Genomic DNA, 20,270 nt, shown 5'->3' with positions numbered 1-20,270 from the left:
TCCGCAATGGCCCTGTCCGCCCCCGTCCCGTCCAGCGTCGGCCCGTACCGGGTCCGCGGCGTGATCGGCTCGGGTGCCATGGGCATGGTGTACCTGGCGCACGACCCTGCGATCGATCGCCGGGTGGTCATCAAGACCATCCACCGCCGGCTGCTCGAATCCGGCGATGACGAACCGGACGTGGCGGCGCGCTTCCGGGTGGAAGCCCAGGCCGCCGGGCGGCTGGCGCACCGCAACATCGTGCCGGTCTACCAGTTCGGCGAAGACGACGAGTGCGCCTACATCGTCATGGAGTACGTCGCCGGGCGGAACCTGCGCGACTACATCCGGGCGCCGCGCAAGCTCGGGGTGCCGCAGGTGCTGTGCCTGATGCTGCAGTTGCTCGACGGCCTGCACTATGCCCACGAACGGGGCGTCGTGCATCGCGACATCAAGCCGGCGAACCTGCTCATCGCCGACGACGGCCGGCTGAAGATCACCGACTTCGGCATCGCCCGCATCGAATCGTCGAACCTGACCCGGGCGAACTTCGTCGTGGGTTCGCCCGGCTACATCGCTCCCGAGCAGTACACCAACCGCAGCGTCGACCGGCGCGTCGACGTGTTCTCCTCGGGCGTGCTGCTCTACCAGATGCTCAGCGGCACGACGCCGTTCGCCGGCACGGACGAGGCGATCATGTACAAGATCGTGTACGAGCGGCACAAGCCCCTGAGCGAGCTGACGCAGGACCCCGCCCTGGAGCCGTTCGACGCCGTCCTCGACCGGGCGCTGGCGAAGGATCCGGCACAGCGCTATGCGAGCGCGTTCGAGATGCGGGAAGCGCTGCTGGGCATCGCCACGGAACCCGTGCCGGACGTGCTGCCGGCCGACCTCGTGCTGGCTCCCCAGCTCGAAGCCGCCGCCGCCCAGCCGGCTCCCGCCGGGCCGGCGCAGGCCCCCCGCAGTGCGGTCGCCACCGCGCCCTTGAGCGTGCCCTCCTCGGGGCGGCCGTCCGTTCCACCGGTGCGGTCGCAGCCCGGCACCGGGCAGCCCTCGATCCCCGTGCCCACCGGATGGGACACCCAGGCGCTGGCCGCGGTCGAACGGGAGCTGGCCGAGCAGGTCGGACCGGTGGCGCGGGTGCTGGTCCGCCGTGCCGCGCGGGGCCTGACCTCGCTGGCGGCGGTGCGCCAGGCGGTCGCCACGTCGATCGTCGATCCCGAGGCGCGCCAGCGCTTCCTGGCCGGGGCCGGCGCGCCGCGGACCGGCACGGCCAATCGCGCCCGGATCGCCACCGGTACCGGTACCGGCACCGCCACCGGCGCGCTGTCGGCACCCGACGGCTCGCGGGGCGCGACGGTCGCGGCCGAGGCGCCGATCGGACGGCCGATGCGGGACGGCGACGTCGACAAGGCGGCGGCCGCGCTGCGGTCCTCGCTGGGGCCGGTGGCCCGGGTGGTGGCCAGGCGCTGCGCCGAGGCGTCGCAGACCCGCGAACAGTTCATCGAGCGCGTGCTCGCGCAACTCGCGCCGACCGTCGACGGCCGCCGCGTGCAGGCCGAGCTCTGGCGCGCCCTCGGCTGAGTTGCCCCGTGATCGCACTGCGCGTCATGCGCCGGCCCGGCGCCATCGAACCCGATCCGACGGCGCTCGCGCTGCCGGCCGAGGGCCTCATGATCGGCCGCTCCGACGAGTGCGGCCTGGTGCTGGCAGATCCGCTGCGCCTGGTGTCGCGCCAGCATGCGCAGGTGATCGCCGAGGGCGAGGCCGCACGCGTGCGCTGCGTCAGCAGCAGCGCACCCCTGTGGGTCAACGACGAGCAGCTCGACCCCGGTGGGGACCGCGCGCTGCAGGTCGGCGACCTGCTGCACATCGGCCGCTTCGACATCGCCGTCGAGCCCGCCGCATCCCTGGCCCGGCAGCGATCGCGGCTGGAGCGCTGGTTCGACCTGGACGACGCGCCCGATCCGCGCGCTGCCGGATCGGCATTGCCGCCCCTGGCGGCAGGACCCGAGCCGGCCGCGGCCGGGGCGGTGGTGTCCTGGCAGGACGGGCCGCGCGTGGTGCGCAGCGGCACGCCGGCACCGCCGGCCGAGCCGCGCGAGGCGTCGGCGATGCCGGTGGCCGAGGCGGCGGTGGCAGGCGCGGCGGCGGCCGTGGCGGTGACGCCACCGCCAGCGGCCATTCCAGCGGCGCCCCCCGCGCAGCCGGCCGCCGCCGCGCCGCCGAAGGCGGCACCGTCGCGCAGGGGCGTCCGGCGGTCGCCCGACCTCTCGCCGGAACTGCGCGAGCTGGCCGCCGCGTTCGCACGCGGCGCCGGCCTTCGGGCCGACGTGCAGCTCACGCCTGAGTGGATGGAACACATCGGCGGGCTGCTGCGGGCCACGGCGGAGGGCACGCTGGCGCTGCTGCAGAGCCGCGCGGTTGCCAAGCGCCACATGCGCGCCGAGGGGACTCGCATCTCGCCGCGCCAGAACAATCCGCTGAAGTTCTCGCCCGACGCGTCGGACGCCCTGGCCCGGATGTTGCAGCGCGAGCCCAGCCCCGGCTTCCTCGACTCCGTGTCGGCGCTGCGCGACGCGCATCGCGACCTGCTGGTCCACCAGGTCGCGATGGTGGCCGGCATGCGCGCCGCGGTCTTCGAGCTGTTCTCCCGCCTGGGGCCCGAGGCCGCGGAAAGCGCGGAGGGCCCGGCGCACGGCGCATCCCGCCTGCCGCTCCTGCGCGCAGTGGCCCTGTGGCAGCGCCACTGCCTGCAGCATGCCCAGCTGCTCGAGCACCTGGACGACGATTTCGAGGCCATCTTCGGCCGCGAATTCCTGCGCGCCTATGAAGCCCAGTCGCGCGCCGACGCCGACGCCGATCCCAAGTCCCCCGAATCGACATGAGCGCACACGCATTGACCGTCTCGCTGGCCTCGCTGTCACGGTCCGGGCAGCGGGAGTGCAACGAGGACGCCTTCGGCTACTGGGAGGGCGACGCCTCGTTCGTGGCCGTCCTGTGCGACGGCGCCGGCGGCCATGGCGGCGGCCAGGCGGCAGCGCGCCTGGCCGTCACGCATGTGCTGGAAGCGTTCGCGCCCAGGCCCGAGGTCAGCCTCGACGCGCTCCGGGAGCTGGTGCTGGGGGCCAACGACGCCGTCGTCTCCCAACAGGTGGCGGGGACCCCGACGGCCGACATGCGCACCACCATCGTCCTGCTGCTGCTCGACCTGGATACTGGCGCGGCGCTCTGGGCGCATGCGGGCGACTCGCGCCTGTACCGCTGGCACGAGGGCCGGCTGCTCGGGCACACGCTCGACCAGACCCTGGAGCGGCGCCTGCGCGATGCGGGCCTGAGCACGGGCGAGGCCACCCCCGGCCAGCTCACGTCGGCCCTCGGTTCGGTGGACGGGCTGGAGATCGAGGTGTCGCCAGCGCCCCAGCGGCTCGCCTGCGGCGACGTGCTGCTGCTGTGCAGCGACGGTCTCTGGTCGGCCGTCGACGATGCCGCGATGGCGTCCAGCGTGGACGGCTGCGGCGACGCGCGAAGCTGGGTCGACCGGCTCGAAACGGCGGTGGTGAGCGCCGACCGCAGCGACCAGGACAACTACTCGGCCCTCGCGATCTGGTGCGAGGCAGGCTAGCAACGACCTCCTAGGCCTCCAGCAGTTGCAGCAGCAGCTCCGGATCCGGCGGCCAGGCCGCGGCCAGGGGCGCCGCATCGGGCCCGGCGGCTAGCGGCCACCACAAGCTGCACGGCGGTGCCGGCCAGTCCCCGGCGGCCGTGCCGTCCTGGTCGACGCGCGGCGGCATGGCGGCGATCGCCGCCTCGAGCGCTTCCGGTCCCTCCCGGGCCGGCTCGAGCAGCGGCACCAGCCGCGCGGCCCAGTCGTGCGCCGGCGCCGCCGTCGGCAGGCGTTCGGCCAGCGTCAGTGGAAAGGCACGCCCGACGCGATCGTGCGATGGCACCAGGATGCCGCACCACGCCTCCCCGGGCGCCGGCAGCGCCAGGTAGCGCCAGGGCGCGAACCCGTCCAGCCGTTCATGCAACGCGGCGCTGTCCAGCGTCGCCGCGCCCAGGGCGATGCCGCGCTGCAGCCAGTCGTCCCAGTCGCTGTGCCAGCGCGGCGGCAGCCGGCGGCCGACGAAGTCGCCGCGCGCGGGCAGCTTGCCCCACCAGGCCACGGGAAGCGGTGCCATCACCATCGTGCCGGCGGGCAGCTGAAGCGCGACAGCTCCCGCAAGGTCCAGATGTCGGCCCCGGGCGCAGCGGCCGCGCTGGCCTCGACACCCAGCGCGCGCCTGTCGACCGCCAGCGTGAGCCGCGCCGGCGCGCCCCGTTCCCCGCCCCAGTCACTGCGCAGGAGCACGCGCACCCAGGCGAACGGTCCCTCGTGGAGTTCGGCGCCGACCCCGCCGGGACCCGGCGGCAGGATGCGCATCAGCACCTTCTGCGTGGCAGCCGGCCCTGGCCAGACCAGTTCCTTGCCGCGGATCGGGCCGTTCTCGAAGCGCAGCAGCTGCCCGTCGACGTCGACGCTGAACTGCAGCAACTCGGCGTCCATGCGCTGCGGCGTGATGTTCAGGTGCAGCTCCGGCATCGGCACGCCGCCGGGAAAGAACAGGGCGCCGATCGCCGCGGCCTGCTCGAAGGCAAGCGGCAGGTTGGCATCGGTGCCGCGCGGTTTCCACGGGTGCGTCGAGGTGTCGACGCGTGCGCCCAGGTGGTGCCGCCGGAAGTCGTCGAACAGGCCGCCAGGGCCGAACAGGCGCGCGAAGTCGGAGGGCGCCATGTCGCGCGAGCCGGCCGGACCGAAGGGAAAGCGTTCCTGCGTCAGCGCCTTGCAGCTGTTCGCCAGTTCGGCCAGCGCGGCATCGAAGCCCGGCCTGGCGCCCCCGCGCGAGCGCACCAGCGCGCCCAGGTCGAACCACAGCTTGCGCAGCGCGGGCGGCGCGCGCGCGGCTTCGTTGCGCAAGGTCGCGTCCAGCTCGGTGTCGGCGGTCTGGCGCTTGCGGGTGGCCAGCGCGTGGAGCTGGTCGAGGGCCTGCGGTCCCGGACCCGCCGCATAGTCCCCGAGCGGGCCGAAGCGCGCGCGCAGGGCGGCGTCGAACGCGACCTCGGCCGCGCCGCCGCCCTGCGGTGTTGCGCTGAACTCGTCGGCCAGGCGGGTCAGCAGGCGCCGCAGCGGCGAATCGGGCGCCGTCAGTTCGATGGCCTGCCGCGAGGCGTCATCGGCATCGCCGCCGGGAGCCAGCGCCAGTGCTTCGAGCTGGCGCGTCCACGCGGCGATGACGCGCTGCGCGTGACGCCGGCCGACCTGCCGGGCGATGTCCTCGCGCCAGGCCGGGTCCCTCTGCAGCCGCTTGGCGTCGCCCCCCGCGTCGCCCAGGACCCAGTCGGCTTCGTTCGCCAGCGCGTCGAACGTCGCTTCGAGCTGCGGCGCCAGGTTGCGCCGCCAGTCGACGGCGCTCGCATGCACGGGCATCGGGCCGGCGGCGGTTGCCGCGAACATCAGCGCGCCGGCCGCGCCCAGCCGCGTGGGCAGGTCTTGCGGCGGCTCGGGATCGGCGACGCGGCGCAGCAGGTGCTCGTGCACCCGCTGCGAGAGCGGCAAGGCGGCCAGTGCGCTGCGCGCGGCCTTCACCCCCGCCTCGTCCGGGCGCCAGGCGTCGGGCAATCCGCTGCGCTCGAGCAGCGCGTCGGCATGGCGCGACCATTCGGCGCGTTCGCCGGCGCCGCCGGCCCGCGCCAGCGCCGGCCCGGCCCAGCGCCGCAACTCGGCGCGCACCAGCCGCGCAGGGCTGCCGAGCATCAGCGACGCGCGCAGCGCCTCGTAGCGCGTGGCGCTGTCCTCGCCTTCGCGCAGGTCACGGCGCAGGCGGTCGACCAGCAGCGGCGCCAGGCTGCGATCGAGCATCTCGCGGTACGCCTGCTCCGCCGAGCGCGCGAGGCGGGGGCCCTGGAACAGCCCGAAGCCGAAGCCGGCGGCCGGCTCCTCGGGATCGATGCCGTCGTTGGCGGCCAGGCGCTCGAGCAGCGAATACAGCGGCAGCACCTGCTCCAGGCTGGCCGACTCGAGCGCGCCGATGCGCCGGGTCAGCTGCTCGACGCGCGCGTGGACCGCAGCGACGTAGGCGAGGTTGCGCTGGTAGCTCTGCCAGAGCAGGGCGCACACCGCGAGCAGTGCCGCGCCCGCGACGCCTGCGCCGAGCAGGGCGACCTGCCGGCGCCGGCGAAGGCGCTGCAGCCGGTGTCCGGCCAGGGGCGCTTCGGCGATCACCAGCTGCCTGAGCAGCGACGTCAGGAAAAACGACTTGCCGCCCGCGTCGGGCCGCGGCAGCGGCTTGAGCGCCAGGCCGTGGCTGCGCGCCAGTTCGCCGATGACGCGGTCGATCGGATTGCCCTCCTGGGTGCCGCTCGCGAGCGCGATGGCGCGCAGCCGCTGCGCCGGCCGGGCGCCGATGCCGGCGAAGGCCTTGCGCACGAACAGCTCCAGCGGCGCCAGCAGCGCATCGAACTGCGCCGCGAAGGCGTAGACCGCCAGGCGGCGCCGCGGCATGCGTTCACGCTGCAGCGCCTCGGGCGTGCGGCGCGCCAGGCGCTGCGACAGGTCGGACAGGCGCCAGCCGAGGTCGGCCGGAACGCCGGCGGCATCGTCGTCGAACACCACGCCCCAGAGCTGCTCGCGCTGCCCGGCGTCGAGTTCGCCGAAGGTTTCCATGAAGCCGGCGAGCAGGTCGGCCTTGGTCACCAGCAGGTAGACCGGGAAGGCGAGGTCGAGCTCGCGGCGCAGTTCGTCCAGGCGCGCCGCGATCGCGGTGGTCTGCCGCGCCAGTTCGGAGCCGCCGTGCAGCAGGTCGGGCACGCTGACGGTGACGAGCACGCCGTTGATCGGCTGCAGCGGACGGTGCCGGCGCAGCAGGGCCAGGAACTCCTGCCATTCGCGCGCATCCGCCGCCGCGTCGCTGTCCTGGGTGGTGTAGCGGCCCGCGGTATCGATGAACACCGCGTCTTCGCCGAACCACCAATCGCACTGGCGCGTGCCGCCGGCGCCGGCCAGCGGTGCGCGGCCGAGCTTGTCGGCCAGCGGGAAGCGCAGGCCCGAATGCAGCAGCGCCGTGGTCTTGCCCGCCCCGGGCGCTCCGATGATCAGGTACCAGGGCAGCTGCTGCACCTGGCCCCGTGCCTTCCACCAGCCGCCGGCGCCCTTCGCGTCGATGCCGTGCCGCAGCATGGCGAGCGCCTGGCGGAAGCGCTGGTCCAGTCCGGTGGCGCCGCCGATGCCCTTGAGCAGGCGCTCGTTGCGGCGCCGGGCGAGCAGGGTGCGCAGCCCGAGCGCGCCCACCACGAGAAGCACGATGCCGGCCACCAGGGCGGCCCGCGCCTGCACGTTGTCGAACGGGTGCCGGCCGCCGACCTCGATGAGCGGCGTGGCGTACCACAGCAGGGCGCCCGCCACGCCGAGGTTCACGGCGCCTTGCACGAAGGGCAGCGGTGCCTTCATTGCGGGAACAGGAGGATCTCGACCCGGCGCTGCGGCTGCCCGGCCGTGGCGTCGACGCGCGCCTCGACCACCAGCCGCGCCTCGCCCACCTGCGGCCGCAGGTCGTTCGCGGCGGCACGCGCCCAGTCCATCGCCTGGTGCCAGGCCGACGGCGTGCGGGCCGTCGGAGCATCGGCGCCGTCGGTGTAGCCGACGACGAGCACCTTGCCCGGCAGCTTCGCCAGTGCGGCGCCCAGGCGGGTCAGCGGGCCGGAGGCTTCGCCTAGCGCGTCGGCGCCGACCACGACCACGCTGCGCAGCGGCTCGTCGCGCACCGACAGGCGGCCGGCGGCGACGTCCTCCCGCAGCAGGGGCCCCAGCCGCGCAGGCGCAGCGGCCGTGCCCGCGACGGCCGGGCCGGCGGTGCGCGGCGGGACGAGCCGCTGCAACGACACCAGCACGCCGTCGACGCGCGCCGCCAGCTGCAGCTGGCTGGCGCTGTAGACGCCGAAGGCCAGCACGCCGAGCAGCAGGACGCCGGGCAGGGCGATGCGCGGCGCGCGCGGCGGGCGGGCCGCGGCCGGAGCGCAATGCCAGCCGGCCACCAGGGCGGGAACCGGCGCCGCCCCCTGCAGCGCGAGATGCACGCGCGAGCGCAGCGTCTCGTGCTCGCGGCCGCCCGGGGCCATGCCCGCGAGCAGGCCCAGGCTCAGGCAGGTGTGGAACAGCTCGAGCAGCGCGCGGTGCCGGCGCGGCTCCTGGGCCAGCCGTGCCAGCAGGCGCAGCAACTTGCCGGCACCACCCGAGTCATCGTGGAACCGCTGCAGCAGCCCCGCGCCTCCTGCGCCCCAGGGCGCCGCATCGAACTGCTCGTCGCCCCAGGCGCACAGCAGGTAGCTCGCCGCCGCGACGCCGGCCTCGTCGACGCCGGCGAGGCGCGCATCGGCCTCGAACCGGGTCACCGCCGCCATCAGCGTGCGGCGCAGGGCGGCCGGGTCGGCGGGCGTCGAGTCCCGCAGGCGCGCCAGCAGGGCGACCAGGGGCAGCGCCTGGGTCCGCAGCGCGCGCGCCGCGGCGGGATCGTCGACACCATCCGGGACGCCGCCGGCCGGGGATGCCAACGCGGCGGGCCGCGTCACTTGGCCCACCCCAGATGCACCTCGCGTGCCTGCGCGTCGATGCGCGCACGCGCCAGTGCGCCGGCGGGCACGGGCAGGATGGCTCGCCATCGCGAAAGCCCGATCTCGCGGAAGGCGCCGAACACCGCGATCGCGCGCGCGTCTCCGCTGAGCTCGAGCGCCACCTCGCGCGCCTCGCCGGGCCGCAGGTGCAGGCTCTCGCGCACGAGCATGTTCGAGCCGAGCGTGGCCTCGTCGTCGTCGTACAGGCTGTCGAAGCTCGCGGTCTCGAATCCGCTCGCATCGCGCAGCACGTAGATGCGCAGCGCCAGCGACGCGGAGGCGTTGCCGGCGTCGGTGTTGAGGCTGCGCTGCGCCTGCACGTGCAGCTGCAGGTTGCGCTTCTGCGCGGCCAGCGCCGGCGCCGGGCCCGGGTTGAACATGAAGTTCACCACCATCGAGGTGTTGACCCACGGGATCTGGCGCTGGGCGGTGTCGCGCAGCACCTTGATGCGCACGGCCTTCATCATCTCCTCGACCTCGACGCCGGCGCTGCGCAGCTCGGCCGCGAGGTGGCGCGTGTAGATGCTGTTGCCCCCCACCGGTCCGTCCTCCGCCGCCCGGCCCGGCGCCGCCGAGAACGCGATGAGGGCGCCTGGCGCGGCCATCTCGGCCAACCCGTTGGACTTGCGCGGGGAGCCGGCGCGCGCCGCGAAGGGGTCGTTGCGGCAGGCATCGATGATGAAGATGCGCGCGCGCGGACGCACCCGGTCGACATGCGCGAGCAGGGCTTCCTGCAGGTCGACGGCCTCGTCGCGCACCTCGGCCTCGTCGCGCAGCGCGATGTCGACCGGCAGCAGGTAGTTGCGCCCGCCGATCTGCACGCCGTGGCCCGCGTAGTAGAAGACCGACGCGACCTGGTCGTCGGCCATGGCCTGTGCGAAGTCGCGCAGCACGCGCTTGAAGTCCCGGGCCTTGAGATTGAGGTGCTCGCTCACCTCGAAGCCGAGGTTGCGCAGGGTCTGCGCGACCAGCCGTGCGTCGTGCTCGGGGTTGTTCAGGGGGAACTCGGCATACCGGGCATTGCCGATCACGAGGGCGATCCGGCGCTGGCGCGTAGCCTCCACTTTCGCCGGCGCCTGCGCGCGGCAGAGCGCGCTCCACCAGACGGGCACGAGCGCAAGGCAGGCGAGCAGTCGGCGGCGGCTCATGCGGCAAGAAGGGTTGCGGCGGGCAACCCATTCTCGGCATGGCGCCGCCGGGGAACAAGGGGGGCGCGTCCGCGGCGAGCCGGCTGAGCTTCCATGGTCGCGCGCGGCCGTTCAGGAGCCGCGGAACTGAACGCGGCGGTTCAGGGCGGCGCAGGGATCGCTGCCCTCGATCGGCTGCTCCTTGCCGAAGCCCACGGTCTTCAGGCGGGCGGCGTCGATGCCGTGCTGCTGCACGAGGTAGTCGCGCACGGACTGCGCGCGGGCGCGCGACAGCGCGAGGTTGTAGGCCCCGTCACCGACAGCGTCGGTGTGGCCCTCGATCGTCACGGCGCTGTCGGAAGGCAGCAGCTTGATGCCCTTGGCCAGGGCGTCGAGCTGGTCGCGCGCGGCCGGCAGGATCTCGGCGGAGGCGAAGGCGAAGCGCACCGGCAGCGAAAGCGCCGCAGCTTCGGCATTCGCCTTCTCGCTGGCGGCCGCGCCAGGGGCCCGGGCGGGCAGGGCGGCGGCCGTGGCGGACCGCGCCGAACCCCCCGTGGCTCCACCGTCGAGCAGCTGGATGCCGCGCGTCTTGCCGAGCACCTGCGCGACCTCCTGCGGGTTCACCAGTTGCCCCTCCCGGTAGATGACGACCTTCTCGGCCCGCGCCTGCGACATGAGCAAGGCGGCGGCGAGCGCGAGAACGAGGGTGCTGAGGTAGCGGATCATCGCGGGCTCCTGGGGGCTGGATTGCAGTCGACCCTGTGTTGCCCGCGCCCGGGGGCCGGTTCAATTTCTTTTCGTCTGGAACGTCCCGATGCCCTTCGCGCGCCTGAGCGGCTTGCATGACGTTTGGAGGCGGGCGCATAGTGCGCCAGCACGCTCGACGCCGCCATGCTCGACCACGCCCCGCCCGAACCGCCTGCACGGCCGCCGCCGCTGACGGGCCTGCGCGGCACGTGGAATGCGCTGCGCAACTTCGGGCTGATGGGGGGGCCCACCACCGGCAACTACGACACCTTCACGGCCAGCGACGGGCAGGTCGTCCCCGTGTGCGTGCTCGGCGAAGGCTCGCCGCTGGTGCTGGTGCATGGCGTGGGGTGCTCGCATGGCGACTGGCTGCCGGTGGCCCGCCGGCTGGCGCGGCGCCATTGCGTGCTGGCCTGGGATGCGCGCGGCCATGGCCAATGCCGTCCGGTGCTGGGCAGCATCACCCTCGCGCGGCTCGCGGCCGACCTGGCGGACATGATCGAGCAGTTCGGGCTGGACCGGTCGGCGCTGGTGGGGCATTCGATGGGCGCTCTGGTGCTCATGCAGTACCTGCATTCGTACGGCACGCAACATGTGGGGGCCGTGACCATGATCGACCAGTCGCCGCGCATCGTGACGGACGACGGCTGGCGTCTCGGCCTGTTCGGCGGCTGCAGCGCGGAGATGCTCGCCGGGCTGATCGCGGGTGCGCGGCGCGACCTGGCCGAGACGCTGCTGAGCGAGCTGGGCGCTTTCGGTGGGGCCTGGCTCAGGCGCCAGCTGGCCGCCGAGGCGCCGCTCGGCAGGATGCTGCGCCGGCGCCTGGGCCGCATCGACGTGCGGCCGCTGCTCGACCTGGCCGAGTCGATGGCGCAAGCCGATTTCCGCGCATCGCTGGCGCGCCTGGATGCCCCGCTGCTCGTCGTGCTCGGGGCGCGCAGCCCGCACTACGGCGGCCTGCCCCTCGATGCCTGGTACCGCGACACGGTCCGGCACGCGCAGATCTCGGTCTACCCTCGCGCCGGGCATTCGCCACATCTCAGCGAGCCCGGGCGGTTCGCGCGCGAACTCGAGCGCTTCATCGCCGATCACGCCTGAGCGCCAGGCGCGTGCCTCAGCCGCAGCGGCCGCCGGTGTCCGGCTTGAAGCAGAAGTCGGCCGTCAGGCTCGACGACTCCCAGGGGACCTGGACGCGGCCGGTGTCCTGGGCCACGCCGATGCGCACGCGCTTGAACAGCTGCTCGATCGTCAGTCCCGGCGTCTGGAGGTGGGCCAGCAGGTGGCGCGCGTAGACGCTGTGCTCGCCGTCGGAGCCGTCGAGCGCCACGCCGTTGGGCGCGGTGGAGAAGGCCACGAGCGTGCCCACGGGCGCATCGACGGTCGCCAGGCCGCCCGGCGTGGCGCCGCGGAATTTCAGTCGCCGTCCGTCGGGCCCGACGATCACGCCGCCGGCAAACGGGTTCACGCGGCAGGCGTCGAGCACGACGATGTTGGTCCCCGTGCGGATCGCGCTGAGCCGGTCGACGAACTCGCCGACGTCCGCGCTCTGGCGCGGGATGTCCTCTTCCGACTTCGGGTCGGCGTCGACCGGCACCAGGTAGTTGCGCCCCTTCACCTGCACGCCGTGGCCCGCATAGAACAGCATGCGCACCGAGGCCTTGGGGGCGCGCACCGAGAACTCGCGCAGCGCCTCGATCAGGTCGCGCAGGGACGTGTTCTGGCGCAGGGTGACCTCGTAGCCGAGGTCGCGCAGCTTCTTCGCGACCGCGTTCGCGTCGCCCGGCGGGTTCTTCAGCGGCGCGGCGCGGTACGCGCCGTTGCCGATCACCAGGGCGATGCGCGAGTCCGGCCTGGGATCCGGGGGCGCAGCCATCACCCGGCTGACATGCAGCGCCGTGGCGCCCAATGCGCCGCGCAGCAGGATGCGGCGGGTCAGCAGCGTGACCATGGCTACTCCCGGGGCGGCACGCCGGGCGCCAGCGCGGCGGCCTGGACGATGGGGGCGGCCTGCGCGCGGGCCAGCGCCGCGGCCTCGCTGCCGGCCGGCACCCGCAGGTAGTAGTCGCCGAGCTGGCCCGGGCCGCCGGCCAGCTCGCCGCGCAGCTGGACCACCAGCATGCGGATGTCGGTTTCCCGGGCGTCGGGCGAGAAGCTGATCTTGAGCATCGGGCCTTCTTCGACATGCACCGAGCGCAGTGCGCGGATCTCGTCCGCGTCCTGGCGGGCATCGCCCAGCAGGTTCAGGATCACGCCGCCCTGCACGGCCAGCACCGCCAGGCCGGCCATGGCATAGCTCGGGCGCAGGACCAGGCCGCCGAAGAAGGCGTTGATGCGCTCGGCCAGCGTCGGACGGTCGCCCTGGATCAGGCGCATGGCCTTGGCCAGCCCGATCGTGGCCGGCACGGCCGGCGCGTTCTCCAGGACCCGTCGCTGCAGCGAGCGATGCCAGTCCAGCTCGTCCTGGGCATCCGGGTTCTTCGCGAGGTAGTCCTCGACGAAGGCGCGGTCCTCGGCTCCCAGCGAACCGTTGACATAGAACGGGAGCAGCTCTTCAAAACGTTCATTCATCATGTCCGTGCTCCCCTGTCGGCGATGTTTGGACCTCGACCATGGTGTCTACCTCGGCGGGTGATGCCCGCGCTGCCCCTGTGTTGCGTGGGGTCCGTGGCCGGTTCAAACTTTTTTTCGCTCCGCACACTGCCGGGCTTCAGGACGCCAGCGCACCCTTGGCGTCCGGGGCGCTGCCCTCGCGGCGCAGCAGCGCCTGCAGGCAGTTGCGGATCTTCTGGCGGGCGTGGAACAGGCGCGTCTTGACGGTGCCCTCGGGACAGTTCTGCACCTGTGCCACCTCCGCCAGGCCCATGCCCTCGTAGAACACCAGGTGCAGGCACTCGCGGTGCTCGTCCGAGAGCTTTCCCATGCAGTGCTGCACTCCCTCGCGCCGTTGCTTGTCCGCAAGCTCGGCATAGCCGTCGGCCGATTCGGAGGCGGTGGTCTCGGCGATGTCGTCGAGGTCGGCATGCACCTCGTCGGGCCGGCGCGCGCGATAGACCATCAGCGCCTTCCGGCGCGCGATGCCGATGAGCCAGGTGGAGAACTGCGAATCGCCGCGAAAACGCTGCGGCTGCCGCCAGACCTCGTACAGCGTGTCCGCCACGACCTCCTCGGCCCGCGCGTGGTCGTTCAGCATGTTGAGCACGTAGGCGTAGACCTTGCGGCTGAACGCCTTGTAGAGCTGGCGAAAAGCTGCCTGGTCCTCATGGCCGATGCGGACGAGCAGCTGGGCGACCTCGTCGTTGTTCATGCGGGCGGTGGTGCAGGGCGGTGACGCAATATAGCCTTGACCGGCCGTGACGGCGACAGCTCGAACGCAGGAATCACCCGGCCTTTTCGCGTCGGCCGCGGCGGCATCCCGTTGGAAAGGCGGCGCGGCGACCCGGCACCCGCGAGGGCAACAGCAGCTTTCGAGCACAGGCTCGATTTTTTTGTGAACCGGATTTGCGGTCCCCGCAACTTAGGGTCGCCTTCACCTTGAAGTGCAACCCCACCCTCCCACAACCTTCCATCCTTCCAGCGAGAAACGACATGACCACCCTCCACATCAGCGACCTGTCCACCAGCAAGGAACTCGACGGCAAGGCCATGGCGGCCGTGCGCGGCGGCTCCGACGACCAGGCCGTCGGCACGAGCCAGGCGAACGTCCAGAGCATGGTCGCCGCGGCGAACGTCGGCAACGGCTCGTCCTTCGGCGGCCCGGCGGACATCCAGTCGGACAACACCTTCACCCAGACCGCCTCCAACACCAACACGGCTTCCAACTTCGACGGCGCCGGGTTGCTCGCCCGCCTGGGCCCCCGGTTCCCCCGGTTCCCGTTCTGACGTCCACGCCGCCTCCCTCCACTTCCTTTCAAGCGAGAAACGAACATGACCACCCTCCACATCACCGACCTGTCCACCAGCAAGGAACTCGACGGCAAGGCCATGGCGGCCGTGCGCGGCGGCGCCGACGACCAGGCGATCGGCACGAGCCAGATGAACCTGCAGTCCATGCTGGCTGCGTCGAACGTCGGCAACGGTTCCGGCTTCTTCGGCGGCCCGGCCAACATCCAGTCGGACAACACGTTCCACCAGGACGCGACGAACACGAACACCTCGACGAACGTCGATGCGCTGCTCGCCGGCATGGGCCTGGGCGGCCTGCCGGGACGCGGGCGCGGCGGCAAGCTCTGACATCGCCCGGGCTGGCTGGGGGTCGCTGCCGACCCCCAGCCAGACGCAGGCAACGATCTTCACCCTGATTTCAACGTCATCTCTTTTCCAAGCGAGGTATCCCATGCACACCCCCCTGACCATCAAGGACCTGTCGACCAGCACCGATCTCGACCGCAAGGCGATGAGCGCCGTGCACGGCGGCCAGGACAACCAGGCCCTCGGCACGAGCCAGTCGAACGGGCAGGCCATGTTCACCGCGGCGAACATCGGCAACGGTTCCATCTTCGGCGGCCCGGTCGACATCCAGTCGGACAACACGTTCAACCAGGACGCCACCAACACGAACACCTCGGCGAACGTCGATGCGCTGCTCGCCGGCCTGGGCATCGGTGGCATCGGCGGCGGCGTGCGGGGACGCGGACGCGCGGGGGGCGGTCGTTGACAGCGCTTCGGGCAGGGTGGGGTCGCTGCCGATCCCCACCCGGGCGCAGGCGCAGGTTTTGGAGACACACACCATGAGCACCATGACCATCAAGGACCTGCCGTTGAGCCGGGCCCTGGATTTCCGGGCGATGTCGTTCATCCGCGGCGCAGGCGGCGCGCCCTGGGTCTTCGGGGCTTTTCGCGCCTTCGCACCCGAGAGCGCCCGGACCCCGCCGATCCTCAACTTCTTCGCCGACCAGCTGAACGTCCAGATGCAGACGATCAACGTCGAGAACAGCGCCCCCAATGCGGTGATCAACGTCACCGCGGTCCAGAACGCCATCAACGTCAACGTTGACGTTGACGTCGACGTCGCCGTGCCGAAGCCGTTTTGAGCGACGCGAGCATGGAATCTTCTCCGTTTCGCTGGACGTCGGCCTCGTGTTCGCACGCGGGCCGCGTCCGCGAGGTCAACGAGGACGCCTGCCTGGAACAGCCGGGACGCGGGGCCTGGGCCGTCGCCGACGGCATGGGAGGCCATGCGCTGGGCGAGTTCGCGAGCCGGCTGGCGATCCGCTCCCTGACCGACCTTCCGTCCCCGCAGACCCTGGTGCACCATGTCGCCCAGGCGCAGGAACGGCTGCAGGGTGCGAACCGCCGGCTTCGCGACGAGGCGGCGCGGCGCGATGTGCCGCTGATCGGCACCACGATCGCGGCGCTGCTGGTGTGGCAACGCCAGTGCGCATGCCTGTGGGCCGGCGACAGCCGCGTCTACCTCTATCGGAGCGGCCGTCTCGGGCAGCTCACGCGGGACCACAGCGAGGTCGAGGCGGTCCGGTCCCGCGGCCGCCCGGGCGAGGACACGCTGCACCTGCCGGCTTCGAACGTCATCACGCGCGCGCTCGGCGCCGAGGACACGATCGAGATCGATTGCGTGACGCACGCAGTCCTCGACGGCGACGTCTTCCTGCTGTGCACCGACGGCCTGACCAACGAGGTCGGCGAGGCGGCCATCGAGCAGGCGCTGCTGCCCGGCAACTGCGGGCAGGCGGCGCAGGAACTGCTCGATCTCGCGCTCGAACACGGTGGGCGCGATAACATCACCGCCGTGGTAGTCCGCGCCGAGGACCTGTACAGCCCCGACCGCACCGTGATCCACCCGGTCCTGTGAGGTTGGGCCCGCGCGAGCGTCGGGCGCAGGGCGCCCGAGCCGCCCGGATCAGGCCCGCAGGCGAGTGGCGGTAATCGTGTCCGGCTGGTGGTCCGCGCTGGTCAGGTCGCGGCGCTCAACTGCTTCTGCACCAGCTCGTAATACATCCCGCGCCGCTCCACCAGCTCCTCGTGCGTACCTTGCTCGACGATGGCGCCTTCGTAGAGCACGAGGATCTTGTCCGCGCGCATGATGGTGCTAAGGCGGTGCGCGATGATCACCGCGGTTCGCCCTTCCAGGATGTCGCTCATGGCGGCGATGATGTTGCTCTCGGACTGCGTGTCGAGCGCCGATGTCGCCTCGTCGAACACCAGCAGCCGGGGATCGTGGTACAGCGCCCGGGCAATGCACAGCCGCTGGATCTGCCCGCCGGACAGCCCCATGCCGCGCTCGCCGACGACCTGTTCGTAGCCCAGCGGCATCTTGCTGATGAAGGCGTGCGCATCGGCCTTCTTCGCGACCTCCTCGATGCGGCGTCGATCGGGGCTGGCGTCGCCGCTGGCGATGTTCTCGGCGATGGTTCCCGAGAACAGCAGGTTGGTCTGCATCACGTAGCCGACCTGCGACCGGTAGTACTCCTTGTCGATCACGTTCATGTCGTAGCCGTCCACGGTCAGCTTGCCTTCGGTGGGCGGGTAGAAGCCCACGAGCAGCTTGGCCAGCGTCGTCTTGCCCGACCCGCTGCGGCCCACGATGGCGATGAGTTCGCCGGGCTTGATCGCCAGGCTGATGTTCTCCAGCACGTAGGACGTCTCGTCACCGCCGTAGCGGAAGTAGACGCCGTCCAGGCGGATGTCACCCTGGAGTTCCGGGAGCGCGACGCGGGAGGCCAGGTCCTCGGGCCTCTGCTCGGGCTCGAGGTCGAGCACGTCGCCCAGCCGCTCCATGGCCACCCCGGCGTCGTTGAGCATGCTCCACAGGCCCACCAGGCCCATCAGCGGTGCGAGCACGCTGCCCATCAGCGCGTTGAACGCAATGAGCTGGCCGATGGTGAGTTCGCGCGAGAGCACCAGGCTGGCGCCGGCCCACAGGATCGCCACCGTGGTGGCGGCGTTCAGCAGCTGCCCCGCCAGGCCGATGCGGATGTTGAACGATTGCGAGCGGTACGCCACTTCCAGCGCCTTGGCGTACTTCTTCTCCCACTTCAGGCGCACCGGACGCTCGATGCCCATGCCCTTGACGGTCTCCACCCCGCCCAGCGCTTCCATCAGGAACGATTTCGCGTCGGTGCCCGCCGTGAACGATTCGCGCGCAAAGGCCTTGATCTTCGGCGTCACGAGCACCGTCAACGCCAGGATGGGGGCGACGAACGCGATCAGCAGCAGCGTCAGCTTCACGTTGTAGAGGAACATGACCGTGAAGTAGACGAAGACCATCAACAGGTTGAGCACGGTCGAGACGGTGGACTCCGTCAGGAAGGCCCGGATGGTCTGGTTCTCCTGGAACCGCGCGAAGATGTCGCCCGTCTTGCGCTTGGCGAAGAACGAATAGGGCAGCGAGAGCGTGTGCTTGAGGAACTGTGACATCATGTCGAAGTCCAGCTTGCGGACCATGAAGTTCGCCAGCGTCGCCCGGATCGTCGCCATGAGCTGCGTGAACAGGTGCGAGACGACCAGGCCGACGATCAGCAGGTGCAGCAGGCTCACGTCCTGGTGCACGATCACCCCGTCCAGGATGTTCTGGATGATGACCGGCGGAACGAGCCCCAGGATCTGGATCACGAAGGTCGCCAGGCACAGGTGGAGCAGCACCTTCTTGTGGGGAACGAGGTAGCGCGCGAACCGTACCCAGGGCGACCGCGTCGCGGCCACCTGCGCCATGTCCTCGCCGGCCGTGAAGACCAGGCAGGTGCCGCTCCAGCCGCGCTCGAACTCCTCCACCGTCATCTTCTTGAACCCGGTCGCGGGGTCGGCCACCCACACGTTGCGCTTGGACACGCCGTAGACCACGATGTAGTGGTAGCCCATCCAGTGCGCGATGAGCGGCAGCTCGAACCCGCGCAGCGCGTCCATCGTGCACTGCACGCCGCGTGTCGTGAACCCGAGCGCTTCGCCGGTGCGGGCCAGGCTCTCCAGCGTGGCGCCCTGCGTCGTGACGTTGGCGAGCTCGCGCAGCTTGCCCAGCGTCATGCCGATGCCGTAGTGCTTGCAGATCATCGCGAGGCAGGCCGCCCCGCAGTCCATCTCCTCGGCCTGCTGCACGCACGCGAAGCGCGCGATGACCTTCTCGCCGAACTCGGCCTTCGACGCCAGGTCGATCATCGCCGGCAGCTTGCGCCGCTCGGCCATCTTCTTCTGCCGCTGCAGCTCCCGGTCGAGCAGCCGCATCCGCTCTTCCAGCGCCTCGCGCAGCTTCGGATTGCGCCCCAGCAGGAACTGGACCGTCTTCTCCGGGATGACCAGCAACGCCGAGTCGGTGGTGGCCACCACCGCGGCGAACTGCTCCTGGCGCATCAGGCAGGCGTTCTCGCCGAAGGTTTCGCCGTGCCCGAGCGTGGCGAGCGGGTAGTCGGTGCCTTCCTCGTGGCGCACCAGGCGCACCGCGCCGTGCCGCACCACGTACAGCCTGCGATCGTCCCGCGAGTCCTGCTTCAGGATCTCCTTGCCGGCGGCGACCTGCTTGACGCCGACACTGCGGATCAGCTCCTCGAGCTCGTTCTTGTCGACCTTGCCGCGCAGGTCGAACAGCTGGCTGATCATCCCGCCGGCGGAACTGATCGCGACGCGGCTCGCGACGAACGCGCGCGCTGCAGGGTTGCCCGCCACGAGGGGGCCGATGCAGCTGCGCGGGATGTACAGCACCTCGGCCTTGGCCGAGGCGCGCGCCGACACCTCATGCCGGTGCTCGCGCAGCATGACCATCTCGGCCAGCACGTCGCCGGCCTTGCGCACCCCCAGGCTGACCTCCTTGCCTTGCTCCTCGGCAAAGACGCGGATCGCGCCCGACTTGACGACGAGCAGGCCGTCGGCCGCCTCGCCGGCCTTGCACACGGTGTCGCCGAACGCGAAGAAGCGCGGCTGCGCGCATTCGGCGATCCGGTCGATGTCGGCCCGCGTGAAAGTGGAGAACAGGTCGACCGTCGCCAGGAAGTCGGCGTGAGGCTGGTCCGCGGCCCGCGTGTCCATGGTGTTGCCAGTGTTGCGGCCTAGCAGGCCTCGACGATGTGTTCCTGGGCCCGGGCTCGCAGCCAGTCCTGGCGCAGCTGGCGGCGCACCTCGGTGGCGGTGTCGTCGTCCAGGCTGGCCGGATGCTTCGTGTTCACCCGGAAGACCTCGAACGTCGTGCCGTCCGAAGACGCGAACGGCCCGAGCACCTCGCCCGCGGCGGCGTTGAACACCTTGGCCTCGACTTCCCCGCGCAGCGCGCCCCGCAGCACCTTGCCGATCAGGCCGCCGCGCTCGCGGGTGTCGGCGATCGAATGTTCGCGCGCCATCTCCTCGAAGCTGTCCGGGTCGTCGCGCAGCACCGACACCACTTCCTTGGCCTTGCCTTCGGAGTCGACGACGATGTGGCTGACCTCGATGCTGTCGAAGCGGGGCGAGTTCAGCTTGAAGAAGCCACGCACGGCCTCGTCGCTGCAGACCCGCTCCATCATCTTTTCCCGGTAGAGGCTGTCCGTGATGAAGGCCTGGAACTCCTCCAGCCCGATCCCCCGCGCGTCCAGGTACTTGTTGGTGTCCGACGCCCGGTGCAGGCCGCGCACCCGGCGGAACTGGTCGGCACGCTCCTGGATCTCCTCGTCGGAGACGCGCAGGCCCTGCTTCCTGGCGGCCAGCACCGTGATGCGGTCGCTGGTGAACTGCTCGACGAGCTGCTGGAACTGCCCCGTCAGCTTCAAGGTCTGCAGCAACTCGGCGTCGCTGATCGCCTGGCCGTCGATCTTCAGGATGGTGGTCATGTGGCGTGCTCCTTCGGGGTTGGCGGAT

19 protein-coding genes are annotated in these 20,270 nt (G+C 71.7%); 9 read left to right on the top strand and 10 right to left on the bottom strand.

Annotated features, from left to right (window positions below; all coding sequences use genetic code 11):
* Positions 1–6: 6 nt before the first annotated feature.
* The 3 genes from GON04_RS21455 to GON04_RS21445 are packed head-to-tail and all read left to right on the top strand — an operon-like array spanning position 7 to position 3,604.
* Positions 7–1,563, top strand: a complete 1,557-nt coding sequence (locus tag GON04_RS21455) for a serine/threonine-protein kinase (RefSeq protein ID WP_157400025.1) — start codon at positions 7–9, stop codon at positions 1,561–1,563.
* 8 nt (positions 1,564–1,571) lie between these two features.
* A complete protein-coding gene (tagH, locus tag GON04_RS21450; RefSeq protein ID WP_157400024.1) occupies positions 1,572–2,867 on the top strand; it encodes a type VI secretion system-associated FHA domain protein TagH in 1,296 nt (431 codons plus the stop codon).
* A complete protein-coding gene (locus GON04_RS21445; protein ID WP_157400023.1) occupies positions 2,864–3,604 on the top strand; it encodes a PP2C family protein-serine/threonine phosphatase in 741 nt (246 codons plus the stop codon). Before tagH ends, GON04_RS21445 begins: the two co-directional genes overlap by 4 nt.
* A gap of 10 nt (positions 3,605–3,614) precedes the next feature.
* Here the strand turns inward: GON04_RS21445 and tagF are convergent, their stop codons facing one another.
* From tagF to GON04_RS21420, 5 genes are all read right to left on the bottom strand, one after another.
* On the bottom strand, positions 3,615–4,160 hold the full coding sequence (tagF, locus tag GON04_RS21440; protein ID WP_157400022.1) for a type VI secretion system-associated protein TagF: 546 nt from the start codon (positions 4,158–4,160) through the stop codon (positions 3,615–3,617).
* Positions 4,160–7,465 (bottom strand): type VI secretion system membrane subunit TssM, encoded by a 3,306-nt coding sequence (gene tssM / locus GON04_RS21435; protein WP_157400021.1) that lies wholly within the window; start codon positions 7,463–7,465, stop codon positions 4,160–4,162. Before tssM ends, tagF begins: the two co-directional genes overlap by 1 nt.
* Positions 7,462–8,583 carry a DotU/TssL family secretion system protein gene (locus GON04_RS21430; protein ID WP_198349371.1) on the bottom strand — a complete coding sequence of 374 codons (1,122 nt, stop codon included), beginning with the start codon at positions 8,581–8,583 and terminating at the stop codon, positions 7,462–7,464. Before GON04_RS21430 ends, tssM begins: the two co-directional genes overlap by 4 nt.
* Entirely contained in the window at positions 8,580–9,773 is a 1,194-nt protein-coding gene (gene tssJ / locus GON04_RS21425; RefSeq protein WP_157400019.1) for a type VI secretion system lipoprotein TssJ, read from the bottom strand. Before tssJ ends, GON04_RS21430 begins: the two co-directional genes overlap by 4 nt.
* 111 nt (positions 9,774–9,884) lie before the next feature.
* Positions 9,885–10,478, bottom strand: coding sequence for an OmpA family protein (locus tag GON04_RS21420; protein WP_157400018.1), 594 nt, complete (start codon positions 10,476–10,478; stop codon positions 9,885–9,887).
* 165 nt (positions 10,479–10,643) lie between these two features.
* Here GON04_RS21420 and GON04_RS21415 point away from each other — a divergent pair, with 165 nt between their 5' ends.
* The gene (locus GON04_RS21415) at positions 10,644–11,597 is read left to right on the top strand and encodes an alpha/beta fold hydrolase (protein WP_157400017.1); all 954 of its coding nucleotides are present in this window, start codon (positions 10,644–10,646) and stop codon (positions 11,595–11,597) included.
* Positions 11,598–11,613: 16 nt separating this feature from the next.
* Here GON04_RS21415 and GON04_RS21410 read toward each other — a convergent pair whose 3' ends face one another.
* The 3 genes from GON04_RS21410 to GON04_RS21400 all read right to left on the bottom strand — a co-directional run bounded on the left by GON04_RS21410 (position 11,614) and on the right by GON04_RS21400 (position 13,803).
* Positions 11,614–12,447 (bottom strand): caspase family protein, encoded by an 834-nt coding sequence (locus GON04_RS21410; protein WP_157400016.1) that lies wholly within the window; start codon positions 12,445–12,447, stop codon positions 11,614–11,616.
* Positions 12,448–12,449: 2 nt separating this feature from the next.
* The gene (locus GON04_RS21405) at positions 12,450–13,067 is read right to left on the bottom strand and encodes an anti-sigma factor family protein (RefSeq protein WP_157400015.1); all 618 of its coding nucleotides are present in this window, start codon (positions 13,065–13,067) and stop codon (positions 12,450–12,452) included.
* 139 nt (positions 13,068–13,206) lie between these two features.
* A complete protein-coding gene (locus GON04_RS21400) occupies positions 13,207–13,803 on the bottom strand; it encodes an RNA polymerase sigma factor (RefSeq protein ID WP_157400014.1) in 597 nt (198 codons plus the stop codon).
* 281 nt (positions 13,804–14,084) lie between these two features.
* Between GON04_RS21400 and GON04_RS21395 the strand changes: the two genes are divergently transcribed.
* From GON04_RS21395 to GON04_RS21375, 5 genes are all read left to right on the top strand, one after another.
* On the top strand, positions 14,085–14,378 hold the full coding sequence (locus GON04_RS21395) for a hypothetical protein (protein ID WP_157400013.1): 294 nt from the start codon (positions 14,085–14,087) through the stop codon (positions 14,376–14,378).
* 45 nt (positions 14,379–14,423) lie between these two features.
* Positions 14,424–14,729 carry a hypothetical protein gene (locus tag GON04_RS21390; RefSeq protein ID WP_157400012.1) on the top strand — a complete coding sequence of 102 codons (306 nt, stop codon included), beginning with the start codon at positions 14,424–14,426 and terminating at the stop codon, positions 14,727–14,729.
* A 103-nt stretch (positions 14,730–14,832) separates the two neighbouring features.
* Entirely contained in the window at positions 14,833–15,153 is a 321-nt protein-coding gene (locus GON04_RS21385) for a hypothetical protein (protein WP_157400011.1), read from the top strand.
* Positions 15,154–15,235: 82 nt separating this feature from the next.
* Entirely contained in the window at positions 15,236–15,529 is a 294-nt protein-coding gene (locus tag GON04_RS21380) for a hypothetical protein (protein ID WP_232533162.1), read from the top strand.
* 11 nt (positions 15,530–15,540) lie between these two features.
* Positions 15,541–16,305 (top strand): PP2C family protein-serine/threonine phosphatase, encoded by a 765-nt coding sequence (locus GON04_RS21375; RefSeq protein WP_157400009.1) that lies wholly within the window; start codon positions 15,541–15,543, stop codon positions 16,303–16,305.
* Positions 16,306–16,406: 101 nt separating this feature from the next.
* Here the strand turns inward: GON04_RS21375 and GON04_RS21370 are convergent, their stop codons facing one another.
* Together GON04_RS21370 and GON04_RS21365 are read right to left on the bottom strand one after the other, a co-directional pair.
* Positions 16,407–19,469: a peptidase domain-containing ABC transporter gene (locus tag GON04_RS21370; RefSeq protein WP_157400008.1), complete on the bottom strand. Its 3,063-nt coding sequence runs from the start codon at positions 19,467–19,469 to the stop codon at positions 16,407–16,409.
* Positions 19,470–19,489: 20 nt separating this feature from the next.
* A complete protein-coding gene (locus tag GON04_RS21365; RefSeq protein ID WP_157400007.1) occupies positions 19,490–20,242 on the bottom strand; it encodes a peptidylprolyl isomerase in 753 nt (250 codons plus the stop codon).
* Positions 20,243–20,270 lie beyond the last annotated feature (28 nt).

It is taken from the genome of Ramlibacter pinisoli (assembly GCF_009758015.1).
Lineage (GTDB): Bacteria > Pseudomonadota > Gammaproteobacteria > Burkholderiales > Burkholderiaceae_C > Ramlibacter > Ramlibacter pinisoli.
The sequence above is the reverse complement of the archived record's forward strand: the minus strand, read 5'-3'. Positions and strand labels throughout refer to the sequence as shown.

What these genes read in the sequence shown, in the direction of transcription:
- GON04_RS21390 (WP_157400012.1), top strand. Translation starts at nt 14,424, where the DNA reads ATGACCACCCTCCACATCACCGACCTGTCCACCAGCAAGGAACTCGAC.
- GON04_RS21405 (WP_157400015.1), bottom strand. Translation starts at nt 13,067, where the DNA reads ATGAATGAACGTTTTGAAGAGCTGCTCCCGTTCTATGTCAACGGTTCG.
- GON04_RS21400 (WP_157400014.1), bottom strand. Translation starts at nt 13,803, where the DNA reads ATGAACAACGACGAGGTCGCCCAGCTGCTCGTCCGCATCGGCCATGAG.
- GON04_RS21420 (WP_157400018.1), bottom strand. Translation starts at nt 10,478, where the DNA reads ATGATCCGCTACCTCAGCACCCTCGTTCTCGCGCTCGCCGCCGCCTTG.
- GON04_RS21415 (WP_157400017.1), top strand. Translation starts at nt 10,644, where the DNA reads ATGCTCGACCACGCCCCGCCCGAACCGCCTGCACGGCCGCCGCCGCTG.
- tagF (WP_157400022.1), bottom strand. Translation starts at nt 4,160, where the DNA reads ATGGCACCGCTTCCCGTGGCCTGGTGGGGCAAGCTGCCCGCGCGCGGC.
- GON04_RS21370 (WP_157400008.1), bottom strand. Translation starts at nt 19,469, where the DNA reads ATGGACACGCGGGCCGCGGACCAGCCTCACGCCGACTTCCTGGCGACG.
- tssM (WP_157400021.1), bottom strand. Translation starts at nt 7,465, where the DNA reads ATGAAGGCACCGCTGCCCTTCGTGCAAGGCGCCGTGAACCTCGGCGTG.
- GON04_RS21375 (WP_157400009.1), top strand. Translation starts at nt 15,541, where the DNA reads ATGGAATCTTCTCCGTTTCGCTGGACGTCGGCCTCGTGTTCGCACGCG.
- GON04_RS21365 (WP_157400007.1), bottom strand. Translation starts at nt 20,242, where the DNA reads ATGACCACCATCCTGAAGATCGACGGCCAGGCGATCAGCGACGCCGAG.
- tssJ (WP_157400019.1), bottom strand. Translation starts at nt 9,773, where the DNA reads ATGAGCCGCCGCCGACTGCTCGCCTGCCTTGCGCTCGTGCCCGTCTGG.
- GON04_RS21445 (WP_157400023.1), top strand. Translation starts at nt 2,864, where the DNA reads ATGAGCGCACACGCATTGACCGTCTCGCTGGCCTCGCTGTCACGGTCC.
- GON04_RS21385 (WP_157400011.1), top strand. Translation starts at nt 14,833, where the DNA reads ATGCACACCCCCCTGACCATCAAGGACCTGTCGACCAGCACCGATCTC.
- GON04_RS21380 (WP_232533162.1), top strand. Translation starts at nt 15,236, where the DNA reads ATGACCATCAAGGACCTGCCGTTGAGCCGGGCCCTGGATTTCCGGGCG.
- GON04_RS21410 (WP_157400016.1), bottom strand. Translation starts at nt 12,447, where the DNA reads ATGGTCACGCTGCTGACCCGCCGCATCCTGCTGCGCGGCGCATTGGGC.
- GON04_RS21395 (WP_157400013.1), top strand. Translation starts at nt 14,085, where the DNA reads ATGACCACCCTCCACATCAGCGACCTGTCCACCAGCAAGGAACTCGAC.
- GON04_RS21455 (WP_157400025.1), top strand. Translation starts at nt 7, where the DNA reads ATGGCCCTGTCCGCCCCCGTCCCGTCCAGCGTCGGCCCGTACCGGGTC.